At 71.2% G+C, this 20,344-nt stretch carries 18 protein-coding genes and 3 pseudogenes; 11 read left to right on the top strand and 10 right to left on the bottom strand.

The genetic code is table 11. The annotated features are described in order from the left end of the window. The first annotated feature begins 56 nt into the window (after positions 1 to 56). The 4 genes and pseudogenes from C1I99_RS05775 to C1I99_RS05760 form a co-directional block, all read left to right on the top strand. On the top strand, positions 57 to 1,823 hold the full coding sequence (locus tag C1I99_RS05775) for a thiamine pyrophosphate-dependent enzyme (RefSeq protein ID WP_111133155.1): 1,767 nt from the start codon (positions 57 to 59) through the stop codon (positions 1,821 to 1,823). Then, positions 1,820 to 4,924 (top strand): FAD-binding and (Fe-S)-binding domain-containing protein, encoded by a 3,105-nt coding sequence (locus tag C1I99_RS05770; protein WP_111133153.1) that lies wholly within the window; start codon positions 1,820 to 1,822, stop codon positions 4,922 to 4,924. Before C1I99_RS05775 ends, C1I99_RS05770 begins: the two co-directional genes overlap by 4 nt. After that, entirely contained in the window at positions 4,915 to 5,994 is a 1,080-nt protein-coding gene (locus tag C1I99_RS05765; RefSeq protein WP_111133179.1) for an enolase C-terminal domain-like protein, read from the top strand. Before C1I99_RS05770 ends, C1I99_RS05765 begins: the two co-directional genes overlap by 10 nt. A gap of 82 nt (positions 5,995 to 6,076) precedes the next feature. Then, a pseudogene (locus C1I99_RS05760) lies at positions 6,077 to 6,379 on the top strand (SDR family oxidoreductase); the annotation flags it as partial. A gap of 162 nt (positions 6,380 to 6,541) precedes the next feature. On the opposite strand, the gene C1I99_RS05755 reads toward C1I99_RS05760, so the two are convergent. Continuing rightward, entirely contained in the window at positions 6,542 to 7,165 is a 624-nt protein-coding gene (locus C1I99_RS05755; RefSeq protein ID WP_111133151.1) for a maleylpyruvate isomerase family mycothiol-dependent enzyme, read from the bottom strand. Positions 7,166 to 7,278: 113 nt separating this feature from the next. Between C1I99_RS05755 and C1I99_RS05750 the strand changes: the two genes are divergently transcribed. The 3 genes from C1I99_RS05750 (at position 7,279) to C1I99_RS05745 (ending at position 9,093) form a co-directional block, all read left to right on the top strand. After that, complete coding sequence (locus C1I99_RS05750) at positions 7,279 to 8,241, top strand: sigma-70 family RNA polymerase sigma factor (RefSeq protein ID WP_111133178.1); 963 nt, start codon at positions 7,279 to 7,281, stop codon at positions 8,239 to 8,241. A 171-nt stretch (positions 8,242 to 8,412) separates the two neighbouring features. Next, the gene (locus C1I99_RS33195) at positions 8,413 to 8,571 is read left to right on the top strand and encodes a hypothetical protein (RefSeq protein WP_199561995.1); all 159 of its coding nucleotides are present in this window, start codon (positions 8,413 to 8,415) and stop codon (positions 8,569 to 8,571) included. Positions 8,572 to 8,616: 45 nt separating this feature from the next. Next, positions 8,617 to 9,093 carry a DUF2269 domain-containing protein gene (locus tag C1I99_RS05745; protein ID WP_199561994.1) on the top strand — a complete coding sequence of 159 codons (477 nt, stop codon included), beginning with the start codon at positions 8,617 to 8,619 and terminating at the stop codon, positions 9,091 to 9,093. A gap of 183 nt (positions 9,094 to 9,276) precedes the next feature. Here the strand turns inward: C1I99_RS05745 and C1I99_RS05740 are convergent, their stop codons facing one another. Both C1I99_RS05740 and C1I99_RS05735 read right to left on the bottom strand, forming a co-directional pair. Next, the gene (locus tag C1I99_RS05740) at positions 9,277 to 9,996 is read right to left on the bottom strand and encodes a hypothetical protein (RefSeq protein ID WP_111133148.1); all 720 of its coding nucleotides are present in this window, start codon (positions 9,994 to 9,996) and stop codon (positions 9,277 to 9,279) included. After that, entirely contained in the window at positions 9,989 to 10,576 is a 588-nt protein-coding gene (locus tag C1I99_RS05735) for an RNA polymerase sigma factor (protein ID WP_111133146.1), read from the bottom strand. The genes C1I99_RS05740 and C1I99_RS05735 overlap by 8 nt, the downstream gene beginning before the upstream one ends. A gap of 114 nt (positions 10,577 to 10,690) precedes the next feature. On the opposite strand from C1I99_RS05735, the gene C1I99_RS05730 reads away from it, so the two are divergent. Continuing rightward, positions 10,691 to 11,905 carry a YncE family protein gene (locus tag C1I99_RS05730; RefSeq protein ID WP_233512352.1) on the top strand — a complete coding sequence of 405 codons (1,215 nt, stop codon included), beginning with the start codon at positions 10,691 to 10,693 and terminating at the stop codon, positions 11,903 to 11,905. A gap of 206 nt (positions 11,906 to 12,111) precedes the next feature. Further along, entirely contained in the window at positions 12,112 to 12,336 is a 225-nt protein-coding gene (locus C1I99_RS32230) for a hypothetical protein (RefSeq protein ID WP_199561993.1), read from the top strand. A gap of 300 nt (positions 12,337 to 12,636) precedes the next feature. Here the strand turns inward: C1I99_RS32230 and C1I99_RS05725 are convergent, their stop codons facing one another. From C1I99_RS05725 to C1I99_RS05715, 3 genes are all read right to left on the bottom strand, one after another. After that, entirely contained in the window at positions 12,637 to 13,416 is a 780-nt protein-coding gene (locus tag C1I99_RS05725; protein WP_111133177.1) for a formate/nitrite transporter family protein, read from the bottom strand. Between the two features lie 134 nt (positions 13,417 to 13,550). Beyond that, positions 13,551 to 14,408 (bottom strand): hypothetical protein, encoded by an 858-nt coding sequence (locus tag C1I99_RS05720; RefSeq protein WP_111133143.1) that lies wholly within the window; start codon positions 14,406 to 14,408, stop codon positions 13,551 to 13,553. A 25-nt stretch (positions 14,409 to 14,433) separates the two neighbouring features. Further along, complete coding sequence (locus C1I99_RS05715) at positions 14,434 to 15,159, bottom strand: YoaK family protein (protein WP_111133141.1); 726 nt, start codon at positions 15,157 to 15,159, stop codon at positions 14,434 to 14,436. Positions 15,160 to 15,654: 495 nt separating this feature from the next. Here C1I99_RS05715 and C1I99_RS05710 point away from each other — a divergent pair, with 495 nt between their 5' ends. Next, positions 15,655 to 15,954, top strand: a complete 300-nt coding sequence (locus C1I99_RS05710; RefSeq protein ID WP_111133139.1) for a hypothetical protein — start codon at positions 15,655 to 15,657, stop codon at positions 15,952 to 15,954. 120 nt (positions 15,955 to 16,074) lie between these two features. On the opposite strand, the pseudogene C1I99_RS33800 reads toward C1I99_RS05710, so the two are convergent. The 4 genes and pseudogenes from C1I99_RS33800 to C1I99_RS33795 all read right to left on the bottom strand — a co-directional run. Next, positions 16,075 to 17,300 (bottom strand): annotated as a pseudogene (locus C1I99_RS33800) (low temperature requirement protein A). Positions 17,301 to 17,623: 323 nt separating this feature from the next. After that, positions 17,624 to 18,136, bottom strand: coding sequence for an SgcJ/EcaC family oxidoreductase (locus C1I99_RS05695; protein ID WP_199561992.1), 513 nt, complete (start codon positions 18,134 to 18,136; stop codon positions 17,624 to 17,626). 300 nt (positions 18,137 to 18,436) lie between these two features. Continuing rightward, entirely contained in the window at positions 18,437 to 19,075 is a 639-nt protein-coding gene (locus C1I99_RS05690; RefSeq protein ID WP_233512351.1) for a LysR substrate-binding domain-containing protein, read from the bottom strand. Positions 19,076 to 19,221: 146 nt separating this feature from the next. Beyond that, a pseudogene (locus C1I99_RS33795) lies at positions 19,222 to 19,266 on the bottom strand (hypothetical protein); the annotation flags it as partial. Between the two features lie 147 nt (positions 19,267 to 19,413). On the opposite strand from C1I99_RS33795, the gene C1I99_RS05685 reads away from it, so the two are divergent. Beyond that, positions 19,414 to 20,343 carry a serine/threonine dehydratase gene (locus C1I99_RS05685; protein ID WP_111133134.1) on the top strand — a complete coding sequence of 310 codons (930 nt, stop codon included), beginning with the start codon at positions 19,414 to 19,416 and terminating at the stop codon, positions 20,341 to 20,343. The last annotated feature ends 1 nt before the right edge of the window (position 20,344 follow it).

Here is a 20,344-nt window from a genome sequence, read left to right as displayed (position 1 = left end):
CGTGACCGCAAGAACCGCGGTGCACACATCCCAGCTCCACAGCCAGGAGGAATGACGTGCAGGAAATTGTTGGCGAGAGCCTGGCCCGACGGTTGCTGGAGTGGGGGGTGGACACCATCTTCGGCCTGCCCGGCGACGGCATCAACGGCTTGATGGAGGGCTTCCGGCGGCAGCGCGAGAAGCTGAGGTTCGTACTGGTGCACCACGAGGAGGCGGCGGCCTTCATGGCCACCGGCTACGCGAAGGCCACCGGCCGCCTCGGGGTATGCGCCGCGACGTCCGGGCCGGGCGCCATCCACCTGCTCAACGGGCTGTACGACGCCAAGCTCGACCGCGTGCCGGTGCTGGCCATCACCGGCATGCAGGAGACCTCGGTCCTCGGCTCGTACTACCAGCAGGAGGTGCAGACCCCGCTGCTCTACCAGGACGTGGCGGCGTACAACCTGATGGTGACCAACCCGCAGCAGATGCCGGGAGTGGTCGACATCGCCATCCGCAACGCTCTGGCCAAGCGAACCGTCGCGCACCTGACCTTCCCGAACGACGTGCAGGTGGCTGCGGTCAGCGAGGACCCCTACCGGCACGTCAGCCCGGGTAAGCCGCCGATGAGCAGTCCCGTGCTGTCGCAGCCCCCGGTGCCGGCGTCGCAGGCCGAGCTGGCCCGTGCGGCGGAGGTGCTGAACGCGGGGAAGAAGGTCGCCATGCTGGTCGGCGTCGGGGCGCGCGGCGCCCGGGACGAGGTGCTCGCCGTAGCCGACGCGCTGGCCAGCCCCATCGTCAAGACGTTGCCCGGCAAGCTGGTGGTGCCGGACGACCATCCGCTCACCACCGGCGGCCTGGGCCTGCTCGGCACGAAGCCGAGCGAGGAGCTGATGGAGGAGTGCGACACGTTGCTGATGGTCGGCACCTCCTTCCCGTACGGGAAGTACCTGCCATCGCCGGGTCAGGCGAAGGTGGTCCAGATCGACCTGGACGCCAGCCTGATCGGCATGCGACTGCCGGTGGAGGCGGCGGTCGCCGCCGACGCCCGGCTGGCGTTGCAGCAGTTGCTACCGATGCTCCAGACCCGCACGGACCGGTCGTTCCTCAGCAAGTACCAGGCGGAGCGCGACGCGTGGCGTTCCGCCATGGTCGCGTTGCAGGACCCGAGCCGCGACCCCATCGCCCCGCAGTACCTGATCAGCTGCGTGGACGAGGCGGCCACCTCGGACGCCATTCTGACCTGCGACTCCGGCACCATCGCCACCTGGGCGGCCCGGCACTGGACCATCCGTGGCGGGCGGGAGTTCTACCTGTCCGGCAACCTCGCGACGATGGCGCCCGGGTTGCCGTACGCGATCGCCATGCAGCACGCGTACCCCGGCCGGCAGGTCATCGCGTTCGTCGGGGACGGCGGGTTCGCCATGCTGATGGCTGAGTTCCTCACCGCCGTGCGGCACGAGCTGCCGGTCAAGGTGATCATCAACAACAACAACGCCTACGGCGAGATCCTCTGGGAGCAGATCATCCTCGGCTACCCGGAGTACGCCGTGCGGCACCGCCAGCCGGAGGCCGATTTTGCCGCCTGGGCACGTGCCTGCGGCGGCTACGGGGCCAAGGTCACCGACCCGAAAGCGCTACCCGGTGCGATCCGGGAGGCGCTGGCCCATCCCGGACCCGCGCTGGTGGACTGTGACGTCAACCCGAACGAGCCGCCGATGCCCGGTAAGGTCCGGTACGAGCAGGCGAAGCACTTCACCGAGGCCTTCCTGCGCGGCCAGCCGCACAAGGTCGCCACGGTCACCTCGGTGGCCCGCGACAAGATCAACGAAATGCGCTCGTGAGCGGTGTCCTGCTGCCCGAGCCCGTCCTGCGGCCGCCCGGGCCGGTCGGCGACATCGATCTGGCCGCCCTCGCCGCCGACCTGCGGGCGGAGGTCGACGGGGAGGTCCGCTTCGACGCCGGCTCCCGCGGCGCGTACTCGACGGATGCCTCCAACTACCGGCAGGTGCCGCTCGGCGTGGTCCTACCCCGCACGGTGGAGGCAGCGGTGGCCGCGGTCGCCGTCTGCCGCCGCCACCGGGCGCCGCTGGTGTCTCGAGGCGGCGGCACCAGCCTGGCCGGCGAGTGCACCAACACCGCGGTGGTGCTGGACTGGTCGAAGTACTGCCACCGGTTGCTGGAGGTCGACCCGGAGGCTCGGACCTGCCTCGTCGAGCCCGGCATCGTGCTCGACTCGCTCAACGAGCAGCTCGCGCCGACCGGCCTTGAGTACGGCCCCCGTCCGGCCACCCACAACCACTGCACCCTGGGCGGGATGCTCGGCAACAACTCGTGCGGGTCCACGGCACAGCGCACCGGCAAGGTGGTGGACAACGTCGTGGAACTGGACGTGCTGCTCTATGACGGCACCCGGATGTGGGTGGGCGAGACCAGCGACGAGGAGTACGCGGAGATCCAGCGCCGGGGCGGGCGGCAGGCGGAGATCTACCGGCAGCTGCGGGCACTTCGCGATGAGTACCTGGGTGATCTCCGCACCCGGTATCCCAAGATCCCTCGGCGGGTCTCCGGCTACAACCTCGACAGCCTGCTGCCGGAGAAGAACTTCCACCTCGCCCAGGCCCTGGTCGGCTCCGAGGGAACCCTGGTCACCATCCTGCGCGCCCGGCTGCGCCTGGTGCCCATGGTCAAGGCGGCGTCCCTGGTCTTCCTCCGTTACCCCGACATCGCCGCCGCCGGCGACGACGTCCCGAGGATCCTGGAGCACCAGCCGATCGCGCTGGAGGGCTTGGACGACAAGCTGATCAGCTTCGAACGGCGCAAGAGCCTCCATCCCCGGGTCCTGCACGAGCTGCCCGGGGGCGGCGCCTGGCTGATGGTCCAGCTCGGCGGCGACACCAACGAGGACGCCCAGGCGGCCGCCGACCGCCTGCTCGCCGCCGTGTGCCGCGACGGCGGACCGACCGTGCAGAAATTCGCCGACCCCGCCGACGAGCAGCGCATGTGGGAGGTACGGAGCTCCGCACTCGGCGCCACCGCCCACGTGCCCCACGCGCAGGACACCTGGCCCGGTTGGGAGGACTCGGCCGTCGCCCCCGACCGGCTGGGCGACTACCTGCGCGATCTGCAGAGGCTCTACCAGGAGTACGGCTTCGAACAGGTCTCGCTCTACGGGCACTTCGGCCAGGGCTGCATCCACACCCGGATCCCGTTCCGGCTGCGCACCGCCGACGGCGTACGGCAGTTCCGGTCCTTCCTCGAACGCGCCGCCGATCTCGTCGCCGCCTACGGCGGCTCGTTCTCCGGCGAGCACGGCGACGGGCAGGCCCGCGGCGAACTGCTGCCGAAGATGTACGGCGACCGGCTGGTGCGGGCGTTCGGCCAGGTCAAGGCGATCTTCGACCCGGACGACCGGATGAACCCCGGCAAGGTGATGCCGCCGCACCCGCTGGACCGGCAGCTGCGTCTCGGTGTCGACTACAACCACGGCGACGTCGACACCGTCTTCGCCTACCCGGACGACAGCGGCAGCTTCGGCAAGGCGGTGCTGCGTTGCGTCGGGGTCGGCAAGTGCCGCCGCCACCACGGCGGCGTGATGTGCCCGTCATACATGGTCACCCGGGAGGAGGAGCATTCCACCCGGGGGCGGGCGCGGCTGCTGTTCGAGATGCTCGACGGTGCCGCCCGGGGCGGTACCGTCGACGACGGCTGGCGCTCGCACGCGGTCCGCGACGCGCTCGACCTCTGCCTCGCCTGCAAGGGCTGCAAGGCCGACTGCCCGGTCAACGTCGACATGGCCACCTACAAGGCCGAGTTCCTCTCCCACCACTACCGCGGGCGCCTGCGTCCGGTGCCGCACTACGCCATGGGCTGGCTGCCGGTCTGGGCGGCGGCGGCCGGCCTCGCGCCCCGGGTGGTGAACGCGCTCAGCCACGCGCCGGGGCTCAGTCGGCTCGCCAAGCTGGCCGGCGGGATCGACCAGCGCCGGGACATCCCCGTCTTCGCCACCGAGACCTTCCAACGCTGGTTCACCGGGCGGACCCCCGCTGGCGACGGTTCGCGCGGTGAGGTGCTGCTCTGGCCGGACACCTTCACCAACCGCTTCCACCCCGGCGTCGCCCGAGCGGCGGTGGAGGTGCTGGAAGCGGCCGGCTGGCGGGTACGGGTACCGGAACAGGCGGTGTGCTGCGGGCTGACCTGGATCTCGACCGGACAGCTCGGCATCGCGAAGGCGGTGTTGCGGCGGACGGTGGAGGTGCTGCGACCGCACGTGCGCGCCGGCACCCGGATCGTGGGGCTGGAGCCGAGCTGCACGGCGGTGTTCCGCAGCGACGCGCACGAGCTGTTCCCGGCCGACGATGACGTCACCCGGCTGCGGGAGCAGACGGTCACCCTGGCGGAGCTGCTGCACGACCACAGTCCGGGCTGGCAGCCGCCGGCGCTGCCGGCGCACGCCCTGGTCCAGACGCACTGCCACCACCATGCGATCCTCGGCACCGCCGCCGACCAGGCGGTGCTCGACGCCGCCGGGGTGCGGGCCGACTTCCTCGACTCCGGCTGCTGCGGCCTGGCCGGCAACTTCGGCTTCGAGAAGGGGCACTACGAGGTCTCCGAGGCCTGCGCCGAACGGGTCCTGCTGCCGGCCGTACGTGACGCCGACGACGCCGACGTCATTCTCGCCGACGGCTTCAGCTGCCGTACGCAGGTCGAGCAGAGCGCGTCGGGCGGCCGGGAGGCGATGCACCTCGCCGAGCTGCTCCGCGCCGGCCTCCACGGCAACGAGGTGCCGACCCGGCCGGAGCGCTGGTGGGCGGAGCGGCCGGCCCGGCCGCCCCGGGCCGCGCGGCTGCTCGCCACCGGCGCGGCCGGCCTGGCCGCGATCGGCACGGTGGCCGCGCTCGCCGCATGGGCCGGCCGGAAGGGCCGCGACCGGCGATGCGGCTGACCGCCACCGCGTATCGGGTGCCGACCGACGCGCCGGAAGGCGACGGCACGCTCGCCTGGACCAGCACCACGATGGTGCTCGTCCGGGCGGAGGCCGACGGGCATGTGGGCATCGGATGGACCTACGGGCCGGCGGCGGCGGTCTCGGTCCTGACGGAACTGCTCGCCCCGGAGGTCGGCGATCTTGATCCGGACGACGTGCCGTGCATCTGGGCGGCCATGCAGCACCGGCTGCGTAACGCCGGGCGCCCGGGGGTTGCCGGGCTGGCGCTCTCCGCCGCGGACTGCGCGGTCTGGGACCTCAAGGCCCGCCGGCACGGCCTGCCGCTGGCCCGGCTGCTCGGCACCGCCCGCCGACAGGTCCCGGTGTACGGCAGCGGCGGATTCACCACCTACGACGCCGAGCGCCAGCGCCGGCAGTTGTCCGGCTGGGTGCACGACGAGGGTATCCCCCGGGTGAAGATCAAGATTGGTGAGTCCTGGGGGGCCGACGTGGGGCGCGACCTCGCCCGGATGGCCGACGCCCGGCGCACCATCGGCGACGGCGCCGAGTTGTATGTCGACGCCAACGGGGCCTACCAGCGCAAGCAGGCGATCCGGGTGGCGCGGGCCGCCGCCGACCTCGACGTGCGCTGGTACGAGGAACCGGTCAGCTCCGACGATCTGGTCGGGCTCGGACTGGTTCGTGACCAGGTGCTGCCCGACGTGACGGCCGGGGAGTACGGCTACGACCTCGACTACTTCCACCGCATGGCCCCGTACGTCGACTGCCTTCAGATCGACGTGACTCGGTGCGGCGGAATCAGCGAGTTCCTCCGGGCGGCGGCGGTGGCCGCGGCAGCGGGGCTGGAGGTGTCGGCGCACTGCGCGCCGCACCAGCACCTGCCGGTCGCCGCCGCGGTGCCGAACCTGCGGCACATCGAGTGGTTCCACGACCACGTCCGGATCGAGTCGATGCTGTTCGACGGCGCCATGCCGGCGACCGGGGGCGCCGCACCCGTGCCGCTCGACCGACCCGGCAACGGGCTGGAACTGCGGGCCGTCGAGGCCGAGGCGTACCGGGTGGGCTGAGGCGGTGCCGCCGTCCGGAAGAGGGAGGGCGCGATGAACTCGGCAACCGGGGGTGCCGGTGCGGCTGGCCAGTGCGGTCGTGCGGGTGGTCTGGGGCGGGATGCTGACGGCAGAGAACCGGGTCGCCCCGGGACTGCTTGACCGGTACCTGGCCCGGACCGCGTACGGCTCGCAGCAAACCGACCAACCGGCCGACCCGGACCGGCCGGCGAACCTGTGGCAGCCGGTGGACGGACCGGGCGGCGAGGACTACGGGGCGAGGGGCAGCTTCACCGGCCGGTCGCACGGCCGCAGTCCGCAGGCATGGCCGTCCCGCCACCGCCTGGTCACCGCCGCCGGCCTGACCGGAGCCGCGGTCGGCGCCCTGGCCTGGCGTCGGCACTGACGATCCGTCCGGCGGGCCCGAAGAGGACCGGAAGTTGCGGAGCTTGTTCCGGGCGGGTGCCGGCGGAGCGAGCCCTGCCCGACGACACGTGGCGGGTATGACGGCGCTGGCCGAGATCCAGGAGCGCCGGCCGGCAAGTCCAGCGGCGGCGGCCGTCGCCGGCTACCGGGAGAAGCGGGCCGCGGCCTCGCCGTCGAGTTTTCCTGGCGGCAGGCGGCGGCCGCAGAGGACGAGTAGCAGATCCTGGGCGAGGCCGCGGACCGGCTGCCCCGTGCCGTAGGTCCAGTCAAGGTCGGTCGCCCGCAACGCGACCCCGGTCAGGTCCGTTCGGAAGAACGCGATGTTTCTCGGCCGCATCCCGGCCAGTACCATCGCGACCCGTTCTGGCGGAACTCGGCGGTCCAGGTCGAGGCCGACCGTGATGTCGAGTCCGTGGATGACGTCGTGCGAGAGCGCCCCGTGGGCCCCTCCGCCAGGAGGGGTCCACGGGTGCGCGACGTTGTCCCGCAGCGACGCGAGCAGCTCGTCGGCCGGCAACCTGGCCGCGTCGCGGCGGGCGGACCGATCGGCCATGCGGTTGACGTTCCCGCGGGCCCTCGCCAGATCCAGCACCATCCGTCCGGCCGTGGTCCGGAAGGGCATCGTCGTGTGAGCGACGACCTCACGCACCCGCCAGCCCTCACACAGCGTGGGGGCGTCCCACTGTTCCGGTCGCAGGGTGGCGAGCAGGTCTGCCTGCTCGCCACGCTCCGCCACCACCGCAGCCCGAATTGGATCGCCAACCATTGCCTGCCTCCTGTCCGGCGCGCCCCTCGGCGCGCTGTCGTCAGGAGTACGCGCCGAGCGCCGGAAACTCATCGGTCGCCGCGGGGTGTGTGCGGGGGCGTATGGTCACACCGATGGTGGAGACGCCGACCGGCGAAGCCTCCCGGCTGGAGCCGTTCCGCACCGAACTGACCGGCTACTGCTACCGGATGCTCGGCTCCGGCTTCGAGGCCGAGGACGCGGTGCAGGAAACGCTGGTGCGCGCCTGGCGGTCGTTCGACCGCTATGACGAGCAGCGCGCCTCGCTGCGGACCTGGTTGTACCGCATCGCCACCAACGTCTGCCTCGACATGCTCCGCAGCGCCCAGCGCCGGGCCCTGGCCATGGATCTCAGCCGGGCAGCGAACGTGGGGACGGGCATCGGCGAGCCGGCACCGGAGCAGACGTGGGTCCAGCCGATTCCGGACGCCCGCGCGCTGCCGATGAACGGCAACCCGGAGGAGCTGGCCGTGCAGCGCGAAACGATCCGCCTGGCGTTCGTCGCCGCGCTGCAACACCTGCCGCCACGGCAGAGGGCTGTGCTGATCCTGCGCGACGTGCTGTGCTGGCGGGCCGAGGAGGTCGCACGCCTGCTGGACACCACCGTCGCGTCGGTGACCAGTGCCTTGCAACGGGCAAGGTCCACGCTCAAGACGGTTGACCGCACGTCCGGCGAACCGTTCCGGCCGTCCGACCCCGCGCAACGTGAACTGCTCACCCGCTACTGCGGCGCCTTCGAGCGCCACGACATCCCGGCGCTGGTAGCACTGCTGCACGAGGACGCCACCATGTCGATGCCGCCTTTCAGGTGGTGGCTTCGCGGCCGTGACCAGATCCGGCAGGCCCTGCTGGACCCGGAGGCGTCCTGCGCAGGCGCGCGCCTCGTCCCGGCCGCAGTCAACGGTTCGCCGGCGTTCTGGCAGCTGCGGCCCCGCCCCGACGGCCGATACGAGCCCTTCGGGCTGGTCCTTCTCGACGTGTCCCACTGTTCGATCATCGGTATCACCACGTACCTCGACCCCGACCGGCTGATCCCGCTGTTCGCACCTGCGGCCTGACCGGTCAGCTGGCGGCCGGGGGTGCAGCGCGGCGAGGGTGAGGGTGAGGAGCCGACGCAGCCCGGCCTCGGAGGTCACGGCGTTGACTTAGCGCGGACATATCGTATCGATAAAGCTGGCACGGGTGTCTCTCCAGGTGACGACGGGAGAGGCAGATGGCGAACCAGTCGGGTGACCGGCGAGGGCCTGCGGGAGTGCCCGCGGTGGGTGAAGGTGGTGGGAATCTTCGCGGCCGCGTTGCTGGTCGCGTTGGTGGTGGTGGTGGTGGTGCAGGTCGGCGGCGTTGGTGGTGAGCACGGTCCGGGCCGTCACCTGCCCGGCGGGCGGTGACGCGCGTGCTGCGCCCGCGCGCGCAAAGCGGCCCTGACCGTGCACGTGGCCAATTCGCTGGGCTGGCTCGGCGCCGTCGTCGTCTTTCTCGTCCTGGCCGTCGCGGCGGTGCGCAGCCGAAATCCGGCGGCGATCCGGGCTGGGTACATCGCGATGGATCTGTCGGTCCGGTTCGCCGTCGTTCCCCTCGCGGCTGCGTCGCTGCTCAGCGGTCTGGTGTCGTCGCTCGGTACGCCGTGGGGGTTGGTGCGCCACTGGTGGGTGGTGGTGAAGCTGATACTGGTCGTGGTGGCCACCGCGGTGCTGATGCTCCAACTCGCGCCCATCCGTGAACTGGCCGAGGCGGCGATGGCTCCCGGGCCCGCCGCGGTTGCCGGGCAGTGGCGCGAGGTCGTGTCGCTCGTCGTGCACGCCGGCGGCGGGATCATCGTACTGCTCGCGGCCACGGTGCTGGCGGTCTACAAGCCACGGGGCATGACCCGGTACGGCCAGCGGCGCGCGGTCACCCACGGGCAGGTGTGATCACCTTTCTCCGCCCGGCGGGGTGGGCGGGACACGGGATGATGGCCACCGTCGCGTACCCCGCCTGACGCCCCTCGGCGGCCGCTACGCCCCCACTCGTGGCGGTAGCGGGGCACCTGATGGCGAAGGACGCCTCGGCCCGATCGGTCAGCCACGTAGGCGGTGCGCAGCACGCCGGTTCCCCTAGCTCAGCGAGGAGGCGATGTCGATGGCCTCGAGCTTGGTGATGTCGCCTTCAAGCCGGTAGCTCACACCGGCGTCCTGCCAGATCAGAGTCGAGGCGGCGAGCCGCGCGGTCTCCACGCGGGTTTGGCCCGAACGATCCACATAGGTCAGGCCGTGCGGGCCCCCGATCCAGACAGCCACGTCATCGTTGACCTGGACCCAGTCCGCGCCCGGGCCGCTGGCCTGCTTCTGGAAGACCGGGTCGAGGTGACCGTCGAAGGCATCGACGCGCAGTGCACCTCCGCGATACAGCAGCGTCACCACCCGGTAGGTGCCTGTGTCGTCGACATCGGCGACCAGGACCTGCTCGGGTTGGCCCAGCTTCGCCGGTAGGCGGATCGGGAAGCGCACTTTCCGCTGCGCCTCATCGAGGGCGGCGGGCCGCTGCGACGGCAACGGCGACGGCGTTCCGGTCGGTGGTGCTGGTGCGGGCGAGGTGGCGATGACGATCCCGGCGAACCGCAGCAGCCCAGTCACCGCGTCGGCGACGGCGGCGCGCCCGGGCGGTAGCAACGCCACGAGCAGGGCGACGAGCGCCGCGGCGACGTAGTAGCGCCACCGGCGCCGAATGCGCGCGGGTGCGGCGAGCCGGGTGCGTACGCGGGCGGTCACATCGGGGGCTTCCGGGGTCTCCAGCCAGGCGGAGAGGTCGTGCAGTTCCCTTTCGAGGTCATCCACGGCCAACCTCCTCGCGGTCGAGCAGGCCGCGCAGCTTCGCCAGCGCCCGGGACGTGCGCGACTTCACGGTGCCCCGGGGCCACCCCAACATCGTCACGGTCTCGTCCTCGCTGAGGTCGAGGAAGAACCGGCAGACAATCACTTCACGGTCCTTCACCGGCAGCAGGCGCAGGGCCTGTACCAGCCTGGCGCGTCGTTCCCGGGCGAGGACGGTGCCGACGGCGACATCCTCGGCGATCTCCGACGCCGGGTTCGCCACCGCGACCCGCAGGACCAGGCCATCCCGCCGGTTGCGGGAGCGGTGGAGGTTGCGGGTCTCGTTGGCGACGATCGCCAGGAGCCAGGCGCGGAAGGAGGACTCCCCGCGATAGCGGGAGAGTTTGCGGTACCCCTTCACGAACGCCTCCTGGATAACGTCCTCCGCGTCCGCGTCCGCGCCCGCACCGAGCAGCACCGCCGTCCGATGCGCGGACGCGGTGTGCCGGGCGACCAGGAGTTCGTACGCCTCCAGGTCACCTGCTCGAGCGCGGGTGACGAACTCTTCGTCGTCCAGTGGAGCCTCCGGTGGAATCGCACTCATGACACCGCCCGCGCGGTGCGGGTTCCAGTAGGCGGGGTGGAACTTCGGCGGGACTGGCGGTGTCACCCGGACATGACGGTAAGGACATCGATCTCGCGTCGCACCATTCTGACCATGCTCGCCGGTAGCGGCGTCGCCGCGTTGGTCGGCTGCACCCCAGCTCGGAGCCGGAGTTCGGCCTCCGTCGTCACCCTGCCCGACGCACTGCTCGTCGAGGTCGACGACGGGCTGGGCGTACTGCGCGGTGCCGACCGGCAGATGGTGCCGAACTCCGTCGCCACCGCTGACGGTTCGGCGATCTACGCGACCGCGCTCGCGGGCGCCGACACCGACTTCTGGCGGATCGACACCGCCACGGGCCACGCCTCCGCTCGGCTCAGGCTGCCCGGCCGCTGGGTGCCGCAGGCCGTCTCGGCCAGCGGCACGCGGGTGGCGCTCACGTCCAGCGAGGTGAGCGTCACCGGGGGGCGCCCGGACGGGCGGGACGTGACCCCGGTGCTGATCGCCGACACCACCGGAGTCCAGCACCGGCTGGAGCTGCGGGGCAACTTCGTACCCGAGACGTTCACCGAGGATCTCGCCGGACTCTTCGTCCTCGAGTGGCTCCCGGCGAAGGCGCCGGACCGCTACCGGGTGCGCGTGGTCGATCTTCAGACCCGGGTGCCCGGCCCGCTCGTCACCCGCAGCAAGGCGCCGATCCCGTCCGGTGCCGAGGAGGAGATGCGTGGCGACGGACGCCAGGCGGTGCTCGCGCCGAATCGTACGATCCTCTACACGCTCTACACCCATCAGCCCGACCACCAGCACACCCGCGACCTGGTCAGCGGACGGCCGGGCAACGTGCACGCGTTCGTGCACACGCTGAACCTCGCCGAGCGATGGGCGTACTGCATCGACCTGCCACACCCGTTCGGAGAGGCGCCCGCGAACGGTCATGCCATGGCCATCAGCTCCGATGGGGGCCGGCTCTTCGTCGCCGACGTCACGTCGGGCAGGATCGCGGAGATATCCTCGGAGGACCTGACGGTAAGCCGGACAACCACGATGGCCGAGGGCGCCGGCACCGGCCACGCCGTCGCCGACCGTGACCGCCTCTTCGTCGGCGCCGGCACGATGGTGCGTACGGTGGACCTCGCCGGTCTCGGCCTCGCGGCCGAATGGCCGGTCCGCGAACCCGTCACCGGTCTCGTGCTCAGCCCCGACCGGAAGCGCCTCTACGTGGGCCAGACCGATGCCGTGAGCTGGCATGATCCCGCCACCGGCGCCGAGCTTGGCCGCGCGCCCGTGCCGGGCCTGGTCGTGCTGCACGGCGCGGCGGGAGGGGCCTGACGCTTCGCTCCAACTCGGCGGTGGGCAGCCGCGGTGGCGGAAGTGCGGCCGTCGCGCAGGCCGGCCTGGCCAATCGCCGCCCCGCCCTACCTCGGACGTTGCAGGTGTCGGCGTCAGCGCTCGATAGGCCATCATGAGTGGATGTGGCACGACGCATAGTGATCATCGGGACCTGCGTGGCCGTGGCTGGGCTGACGGTGTTGGCCGTGGCCCGGTGGGATCAGGCGAACCAGGTCGCCGCCGTCGTGTCGGCGCTGGCCGCGGTGGCGGCGCTCGGCGTGGCGGTGTGGTCGGCGTTGCCGAGTTCCGCCGGCGCCGTTCGGGTGTCGAAGACCGGGACGGCGACGGCGCAGGGAGCGGGCAGCGGCAAACAGCGGGTTCACTGGTTCCCGGTCGATGAGTGGACCGGTGGCGGTGGACCACTCGGGTGACGTGAGGTCGGCCGGTGGCGGCAGCGCCAACAGCGGCGTTCAGCGGTCGTCAGCCTCGCAGGCCCAGACCGGTACGACTGGCGGGCTGGACGGCTGGCCTGGTGGAGACGCGGACGGACAGCCACCCTGGAGCCCTGGAGATCGCCGAGGCGCTCAGCCTGCGATGGGGCGAGTGACGCCATCGTGCCGCGAGCGCCTCGCGGCGGAGCTGGCCAGGAGCCGGCGCGCCACGGCCTCGCCCGCTATGGATACCTGAAACCGCGGGGCGGAACGCTCACCGCGCAGGTCTCTCGCTTGGGGTCACAACGCGCCCTTAACCTGCACCGCGTGGGTCAGCGTCATCAGGAGCAGCCCACCGACCAGGTTGCCGGCGCCGGCGAGGAGGACGTTGAGCCCCAGGTCGGCGTACCCGACGTCGGCACCGAGCCAGACGCCGAACAACAGGTGCAGGCCGGAGACCACGACGTGGTCGAACGGGCCGAGGGCAAGGAAGAAGCCAGCCACGTACGCCAGGGCGGCCCGGCTGCCGGCCGTGTCGACCGCGTGCAGCAGATAGGACAACAGGGTGAGCAGCGTTCCGGCGGCGATGCCGCGGGTGACGGTGGCCAGTCCGTCCTTGGCGGCGATCTCCTCCGCCACGAGGGCGAGGGTGTGGTGGGCACCGGACGGGAGCGTTTCCCGTACGGTGAACACGGCGGCCATCACCGCACCGCCGACGAGGTTGAGGACGAGCACCAGGGCCCATAGCCGGGCCAGTTGCCCAGCGGCCGTCAGCCGACGGCGCGCCACCGCCGCGGCGACCGGGTCGAAGAAGTTCTCGGTGAACAGCTCCGTGCGTCCGACCACCACGAAGACCAGGCCGATGCCGAACGCCAGCGCGCCGACCAACTCCCCCACGCCCGCGGAGTAGTCCGCTGCCACCAGTTCGCGGGTCATGCCGAGCGCGACGATCCCGAACACGATCGTGACCCCGGCGATGAAGCCGGTGGAGGCCTGCTCAAGCGCGCTCGCCGACAGCCGACGCTCGCCCTCGCTGCGGGCGCTGGCGTAGATCTCCTCAGGGCTGGGCGCTTGTGCCACCTGCGCCACATACCCGGCCCGTCGGGAGCGAACCGGGCCGGTTCCGCCCGCACGCGTGTGCCCCCGGTGAGTCGGTTGAGCAGGGCCACGCCACACCGGCAGCGACACGGCTCTCCCTGCCGAATCGCGGACGCTCAGGAAACGATCAGCGCGTAGACCAGACCCACCACGGCGCCGTAGACGACGTGAACCATGAGCATTCCGGGGGCGGTCGCCGCACCATAGTTCTTGGCGAACGGGCCGGGCGGGTCGAGCCGCAGCCCGCCACCGTGGCCGGCGCTGGCGGTCGCCGGCATGCGTGGGTGCACCGCCTGCAGCATTCCCATGGCCAGGCCGGCTCCGACGCCGTGGACCACGCCGATGAGGGCACCGACCCACCAGGCGTTGACCGCCGCCACGTCGAAGGCGACGAACAGCAGCGCATAGATCGACCCGAAGACCACGCCGCTGAGCACGACGAGGTGGATGAAAACCCCGATCCCCTTGGCCCTGCCGGGATCGCCGGTGAACATCGCGCCCTCGATCAGCGAGATGTCCATCGACGTCTTGCCGGCCCTGCGCATCACGGCCATCAGGCCGCTCATCACCGCCCCGCCGACGATGCCGGCCAGCACCGCCGGCACGAACTCGAATCCCATGGTTGCCCTCCATCGTCGTGTGCGTCCCTCGCCGACCCAGCCGCCGGGGAACTCGCAGTCCAGCTCCACCTCCGCCCGGCTGCCGTCGCCCCGGTCGTGCCCGATTTGCACCATCCGCACTATCCCGCCGCCCGCGGCCTCGGTGACGGCGACCCGCTGCGGGCGCTCCAGGTGACTTCCCCACGCCAGGGCGGGAACACCGGAGAGCCTGCCCGGAGGTCGCCCTGCCTCGTGACCCCGGTCAGCTCTGGTGCGGCGGTACCCGTGCCGGTCGGTGCCGCACAGGGCGCCGGAGGTGATCCGCACCAGCGGGTCGGTCTCCGCCTGCACCGTCGCGTCGGGCGCCTCGCGCACCCCCCGACGGTCCGAACGTCGGTTCTCATCGAGGTGCCTTCCGATCGGTGATCCTGGCTCGGGTCAAACCCACGGTGACGAGCACGACGGCCACCACCAACGCCGCCGCCAGGGCGGGGGTCCAGCTCGGCGCCACGCGCAGCGTCAACGCGCCGAGCACGGCGCCGCCGAGCAGCCCGAGCAGCCGGCTGACACCACCCGCCCCAGCGGCGAAGCGGTGCGGATCGAGCACGATAGTCCGGACCACGTCCGTCAGCGAGCCGGTCAAGTAGGTCGTCGAAGCGCCCCGCAACCCGGAGCTGATGGTGACCGCGGTCTGCATTCCGCTCGCCGCCGAGGCGGCACCTAGCAGCGCGAGCCCACCGGCGTACCCGGGGCGCTCCGCCGTGCTGAACCAGAACGCCGCGACGCCGACGAGCAGCGCCGCCTCGGCCCCCGCGACCATCCCGGTACGGCGTCGCCAGCCGGTACCGGCGTGGCGTAGGTGCGCGGTGGCAGCCGCCACACCCACGGCGTATCCGCCCACCGCCGCCAGGCCGCCCGCCACCGGGCGGGTGTCCGCCGTCACGATCGCGTCGCCGAACTTCACCAGATTGCCGGTGATCACGCTGGCGAAGAAGCCCCCGAGTCGGGTCAGGCAGAACACGTCGAGGCAGCCGGATGCGGCGGACAGCACCACCAGCAGCCGGACCACCACCCGCCTGGACAGGACGGGTTCATCGGCTTCGTGCCCACCGCTTGATCCAGTCAACCCCGGCTCCGGATGTCACCCGTGTGACGGCCCTCCTCCACCCCTGTCGCTGACTGTGGGAGAACCGCTTCTTCCCGCGGTTGTGCCGTTCATGCCACCGCCGGGCAAACGGAGGTCCCGACGGGGGCGTCGTGAGGCGACCGCGCTGACCGTCTCGTCCGTCGACTACCCGGTCGGCAGGGGACGGGCGGTTGTGCCAGCAGCGCCTGCGCCATCCCGCCACTCGACCGCCGCGGCGAGGTTCTGCCAGGTGCCAGCCGGCGGTCAAGCGCGGGAAGCATGCATAGCGGCGTCGAAAGGTGCTCCGGCCTGACACCCTGATCCTGAGCGCCCGCGCGGAGTTGCGTCGCTGGCAGTGCGAGCCGGGGTGGTCGCGAGGCCGCCCTGGCAGGTACTCGAGCGGTACCGGCACGTGATGACGCTCGCCTCTGGCCTGCTGTTGATCGAGTGGGCACCGGCCCCTGAGGGGACAGAGTGGTTGCATGGGAGGCAGCCGTGAACGAGCTCGCTGACCGCCTAGCCGCGATCGACCCGAAGCGGCTGGTCGCCCTCATGGGCATGGCCGGCTTCGTGCAGGCCGGAGAGGAGGCCGGCGTCCACGCGACGTTCCGCTGGCCGCATGCCGCCGAGCCACGCGAGCCGTCAGTGATCGTACCGCTCGACCAGGGCGCCCCCGACTACCTGGACAAGCTCACCGCGGCGCTCCGCCTCTTGGGCGACGCCGTCCAGGCCGGTGACATGGCCCGGGCCGTGCTCGATGCCTTCGGCGGCCCACTGCCGAAGCCCTCAAGCTGACCCAGCTGCCGTCCCGACCACACGCCACGGGCAACAAGGTGCGCCGAACGCCTTCGAGCCGGTAGCTCACGCCGGCCTCCTGGCAGATCAGCGTCGAGGCAAGAGTGGATGTCAGCGGGGTCAGAACGGTGGTGACGGGGCCTCCGGCGGCCGGCCGGCGGCGTGGCGGGCGTCGGCCACGGCCATGCCGAGCAGGACCCCGGCGGCGGCGGTCGCCGCGATCAACGGTGTGGTGAAGGCCAGCGGCACTGCCAGGACCATCAACGCCGCGATGCTGAGGAGGCGGCGCATGGAGAAGCGGTTGAAGACCAGGCGTTCCAGCCTGATCCTGCCGTAGAGGAAGATCGCCGGGCCGCCGAGGATCATCGCGAGCCAGGCTGGTTGCACCTGGTCGGTCGGATGGACCTGCACGATGCCGTCGGCGATCGCGACGGCCATGATGCCGATGACCATCAGCACGTGCGCAGCCCCGACGGCTCTGCCTGCCCGCGCCCGGTCTCCGGCTGTCGCCAGAGCCTCGGCGAGCACCTGCCCAGAGCGGTAGAAGTAGATCCGCCACAGCAGGACGTGGACGCGACCACCAGCGCCAGGGTGGTGGGGCCGTTGGTGGGGCCGGCCGTGTACTTGGTCCCCACCGACAGCACACTCTCACCGAGGGCGATCAGCAGGAACTGCTGGTACCTGTCGGCGAGGTGATGGCCAGTACCGACGGCCCAGGCGCTGGCCGGTCGCCGGCCCAGTCCCGGCACCGGCCAGCCCCGCCGCGCCGAACCGTATTCCATCGTCACGGCCAGAGCCCACAACACGACTCGCGGCCCGCCCATCACCAGGGTGCCGGCCAGCCAGGGCACCGCGGACGCGGCGAACCAGATCATGGACCGCGCGTAGACCACCCGCAGGGGGTGGTCGCGAAGGAGTATGACCAGGACCAGAGGGCGACCCACCTGCAGGAGCACGTACGGCAGGGCGAACGCGATGCCGCGTGCCGTGAACGCGAACGGCAACGAGGTCGTCATGATCACCAGGCCGAAGGCGCTGCTGAGGACCATCACCTGAACTACCGGCAGACGCGGGTCGAATCGGCTGGTGATATGCGCCGTGGTCGTCCACAACCAGATCAGCGGCAGGGCCAGCACTAGGACGTAGACCAGCGACCCCCAGCGCTCCACCGCGCTGTCGCCCACCATGCCCGACACGATCCGTGAGACGACCCCGAACAGGGCGAAGACCAGCACCAGATCGAAGAACAACTCCAGGAAGTTCGCCTGCCGCGCGCCTCCCTGTTCACGCAGTGGCGCGGCGGGTCGCTTACCGGCAGGCGGCCGACCCCTGAGCAGTCTCAGCATGATCGGCTGCGGGCGGTCATCCTCGGCCACCGCCCGATTGTTCCGCCCAACGCGGGCCGACCAGGCGCAAACGCCGAGACCGCAGATGACGCGAGTGTGGCGGCTCGCGGTAGCCACCGAATCCAGAAAACCATCACCTCCTCGGATGGTTCTCTGCTCCTCCCACTCCTGCGTCCGGTCCGGCCCAGCGACCACGACCTGGACCACCACCTGACTCCGCCCAGTCGGCGCGTTGACCGAGGTGGACCACACGACACGCAGGTGGCGAGCGTAGGTGCCCTCCGCGCCGCCGCCGAGGACACCTACGCCGAGTCGACCGGAATCTACTTGGCTTCCGGCATGGCCGACGAGTGGTGGTTAACGATCATCCACTTGCCGTCACGCAGCTCGTAGACGTACGTGTAGCGCGCCTCGACTTGCTGACCACTGGCGGCCAGCGTGAATACGTAGACGCCGGTGTCGATGGCGGTGTTCTCATCGAGGATGTTGATGTACGAGTTCTGGATCTTGCCCTGCGGCTTGTTCTCGAGGAAGTGCTCGAAGTAGTCGACAATCTGGGCACGGTTGGTGCGCACCTGGTTCGAGACCGTCGGCAGCAGTACGGCGTCGTTCGCGTACAGGTCCGCTACCACTCGCGGGTCGCCGGTGGCCAACGCCGCGTTCCACTCGGCGAAGAGATTCGCGATCGTGTCCTTGGTCGGCATCTGCTTCTTGGTCGCCGCGGTGGCCTTCGGGCGCTTGGTCTCGCTCGCGTCGGCCCAGGCGTACGCGCCGGTTCCACCCACCAGTACCGCCCCGGCGGCGCCCGCGACAACGATTCGAACTATCCTGCGCACTGTCCAACCTCTTTCTGTCGAATTGCTTCGGCGTGAACAACTATGGGCCAGAGCCGTGCAGCAACCAGACAGCGCAGGGAAAGCGAATGGCAAAGGTTTCACCAGGAAAGTGTTGACCGGAGGTTTAGTTAACTAATACTCCAACCGCACGTTGAGATCTCGCTCTCGCTGCGATCTCCCGGGGAGGGGGTGGACCGGCTCGGCCCGGCGTGACTATCGCCGCACAGCTCCGGTGATCGGCGGCGCGGCTGCGGTGGCCCGCCCTGAGGACGCCAACGTCATCAGGATGGCGGTCGAGGATCATCTGGATTTGCCATCCCCGTGTTGTTGGGCGGCCTGCCAGAGCAGGTTGACGAGTTCAGTAACCAGCGGGGTGGGTCGTTTGCGGTGGACGATGCTGATGTGGCGTGCCGGCCGGCCGCTATCGAGTTCCCGCACCCGAATGCCCGGATGCTCGTGGAGCACCATTGCGGGTACTAGCGCGATGCCGAGGCCGGCTCGGACCAGCGCGAGGGTGAGGGCGTAGTCGGCGGTTTCGTAGCTGATCCGCGGGGTGAAGCCGGCTCGGGCCGCGAGCGTGTCGAGGCAGACGCGGTTGGGGACACCAGCCCCGCCGGAGATCCAGTGCTCGGTGTCCAGATCGGCGAGGTTGAGCTTCGCGGGCGCCGTGGCAGCGAGCGGGTGGGTCGCGGGCAGCACAAGCCTCAGCGGGTCGGTGAGTAGTGGCTGGCGGGCGAGCCCCTGAGCGGGTACGGCGGCGATGCCGGGATACCGGTGGGTGATCAGCAGGTCGAGGTCACCGGACGTGACCAGGCCATATCCGTCGGGCGGCTCCAGGTCGCGCAGAGACAGTTGGACCGTGCGGTGGCGCCCCCGCAATTCGGCCAGGGCCGCGGGTACCAGGGCAGCACCCGCGGTGGCGAAGGTTCCGATCGCCATGCGGTGCTGCTCGGCGCCCAGCGCTGCGGCTGCGGCTGCCTCGGCCTCCCGTAGCTCGCCGAGTACCCGTTCGCCATGCCGGACGAGGACGGTACCGACCTCGGTGAGCCGCTGCGCTCGAGCAGACGCGCGCGCAGCTCCGCTTCGAGCTTGCTGAGCTGTTGGGACACCGCCGAGGGCGTGTACGACATCCGGCGGGCCGCCTCCGCGATGGAGCCGGCGCGAGCGACCTCGACGAGCACCCGCAGCCGCCCCACGTCCAACGCCATTAAGAGATACTAACGGGCCCACACAATTGCGCGCTGGCGCTTAATGCTTCGGCCGCTGATCATCGGGACATGACCGCAACCGCTCTCCACTCCGCTGTCCCGACTACGGCTGACGTCACCGAGGCGGCGGTTACGATCCGCCCGTACGTCCGGCGCACCCCGCTGCTGGACGCGCAGGTCGACGGGCGCCGGCTGCTGCTCAAGCTTGAGCACCTGCAGCGCAGTGGGTCATTCAAGCTGCGGGGCGCGCTCAACGCCATGCTGACCCGTCCACGTGTCGCACACGTGGTCACCGCCTCGGGCGGCAACCACGGCCTAGGCGTGGCCACCGCGGCCAGCATCCTGGGCCTACCGGCCACGGTTTTCGTGCCGAACACGGTGCCGGCCGGCAAGGCCCGGCGGATCGAGGCGACCGGCGCACGGCTAGTCCGCCACGGCGCGACGTACGCCGAGGCGGCCGCCGCCGCGACGGAGGCCGCCGACCGGCCGGGCCACTGCTATCTGCACGCCTACGACGACCCGGCCGTCATTGCCGGGCAGGGCACGGTCGCCGCCGAGGTCGTCGCGGATGTCCCCGAGGTCGACGCCATCGCCGTCTCGGTCGGCGGTGGAGGCTTGGCCGCCGGTACCGCGCTCGCGATCGGCCCACGCGCCACGGTCGCGGTCGAGCCCTACGACTGCCAGTGCCTCGCCGACGCGCTGACCGCGGGCCGACCGGTCGACTGCCAGGTCAACTCCGCCGCCGCGTCGGCGCTCGGCGCTACCCGGATCGGTGAGCTGCCGTTCGCGATCCTCCAGCAACGCCCGGCGGATTCGGTACTGGTCACTGACGCCGAACTGCTGGCGGCTCGCGACCTGCTGTGGGAACACTTCCGGATCGCGGCCGAACCCGCCGCGGCGGTCCCGTTCGCGGCCTGGCTCGCCGGGCGCGTCTCCGGGCGACTCCCGTGCGTGGTCATCTGCGGCGCGAACACCGACTGGACGCCGACGCACACGTAGG

The sequence above is a fragment of the Micromonospora deserti genome, assembly GCF_003236335.1.
GTDB classification, from domain to species: domain Bacteria; phylum Actinomycetota; class Actinomycetes; order Mycobacteriales; family Micromonosporaceae; genus Micromonospora; species Micromonospora deserti.
This window is presented reverse-complemented; position numbering and strand designations above follow the sequence as displayed.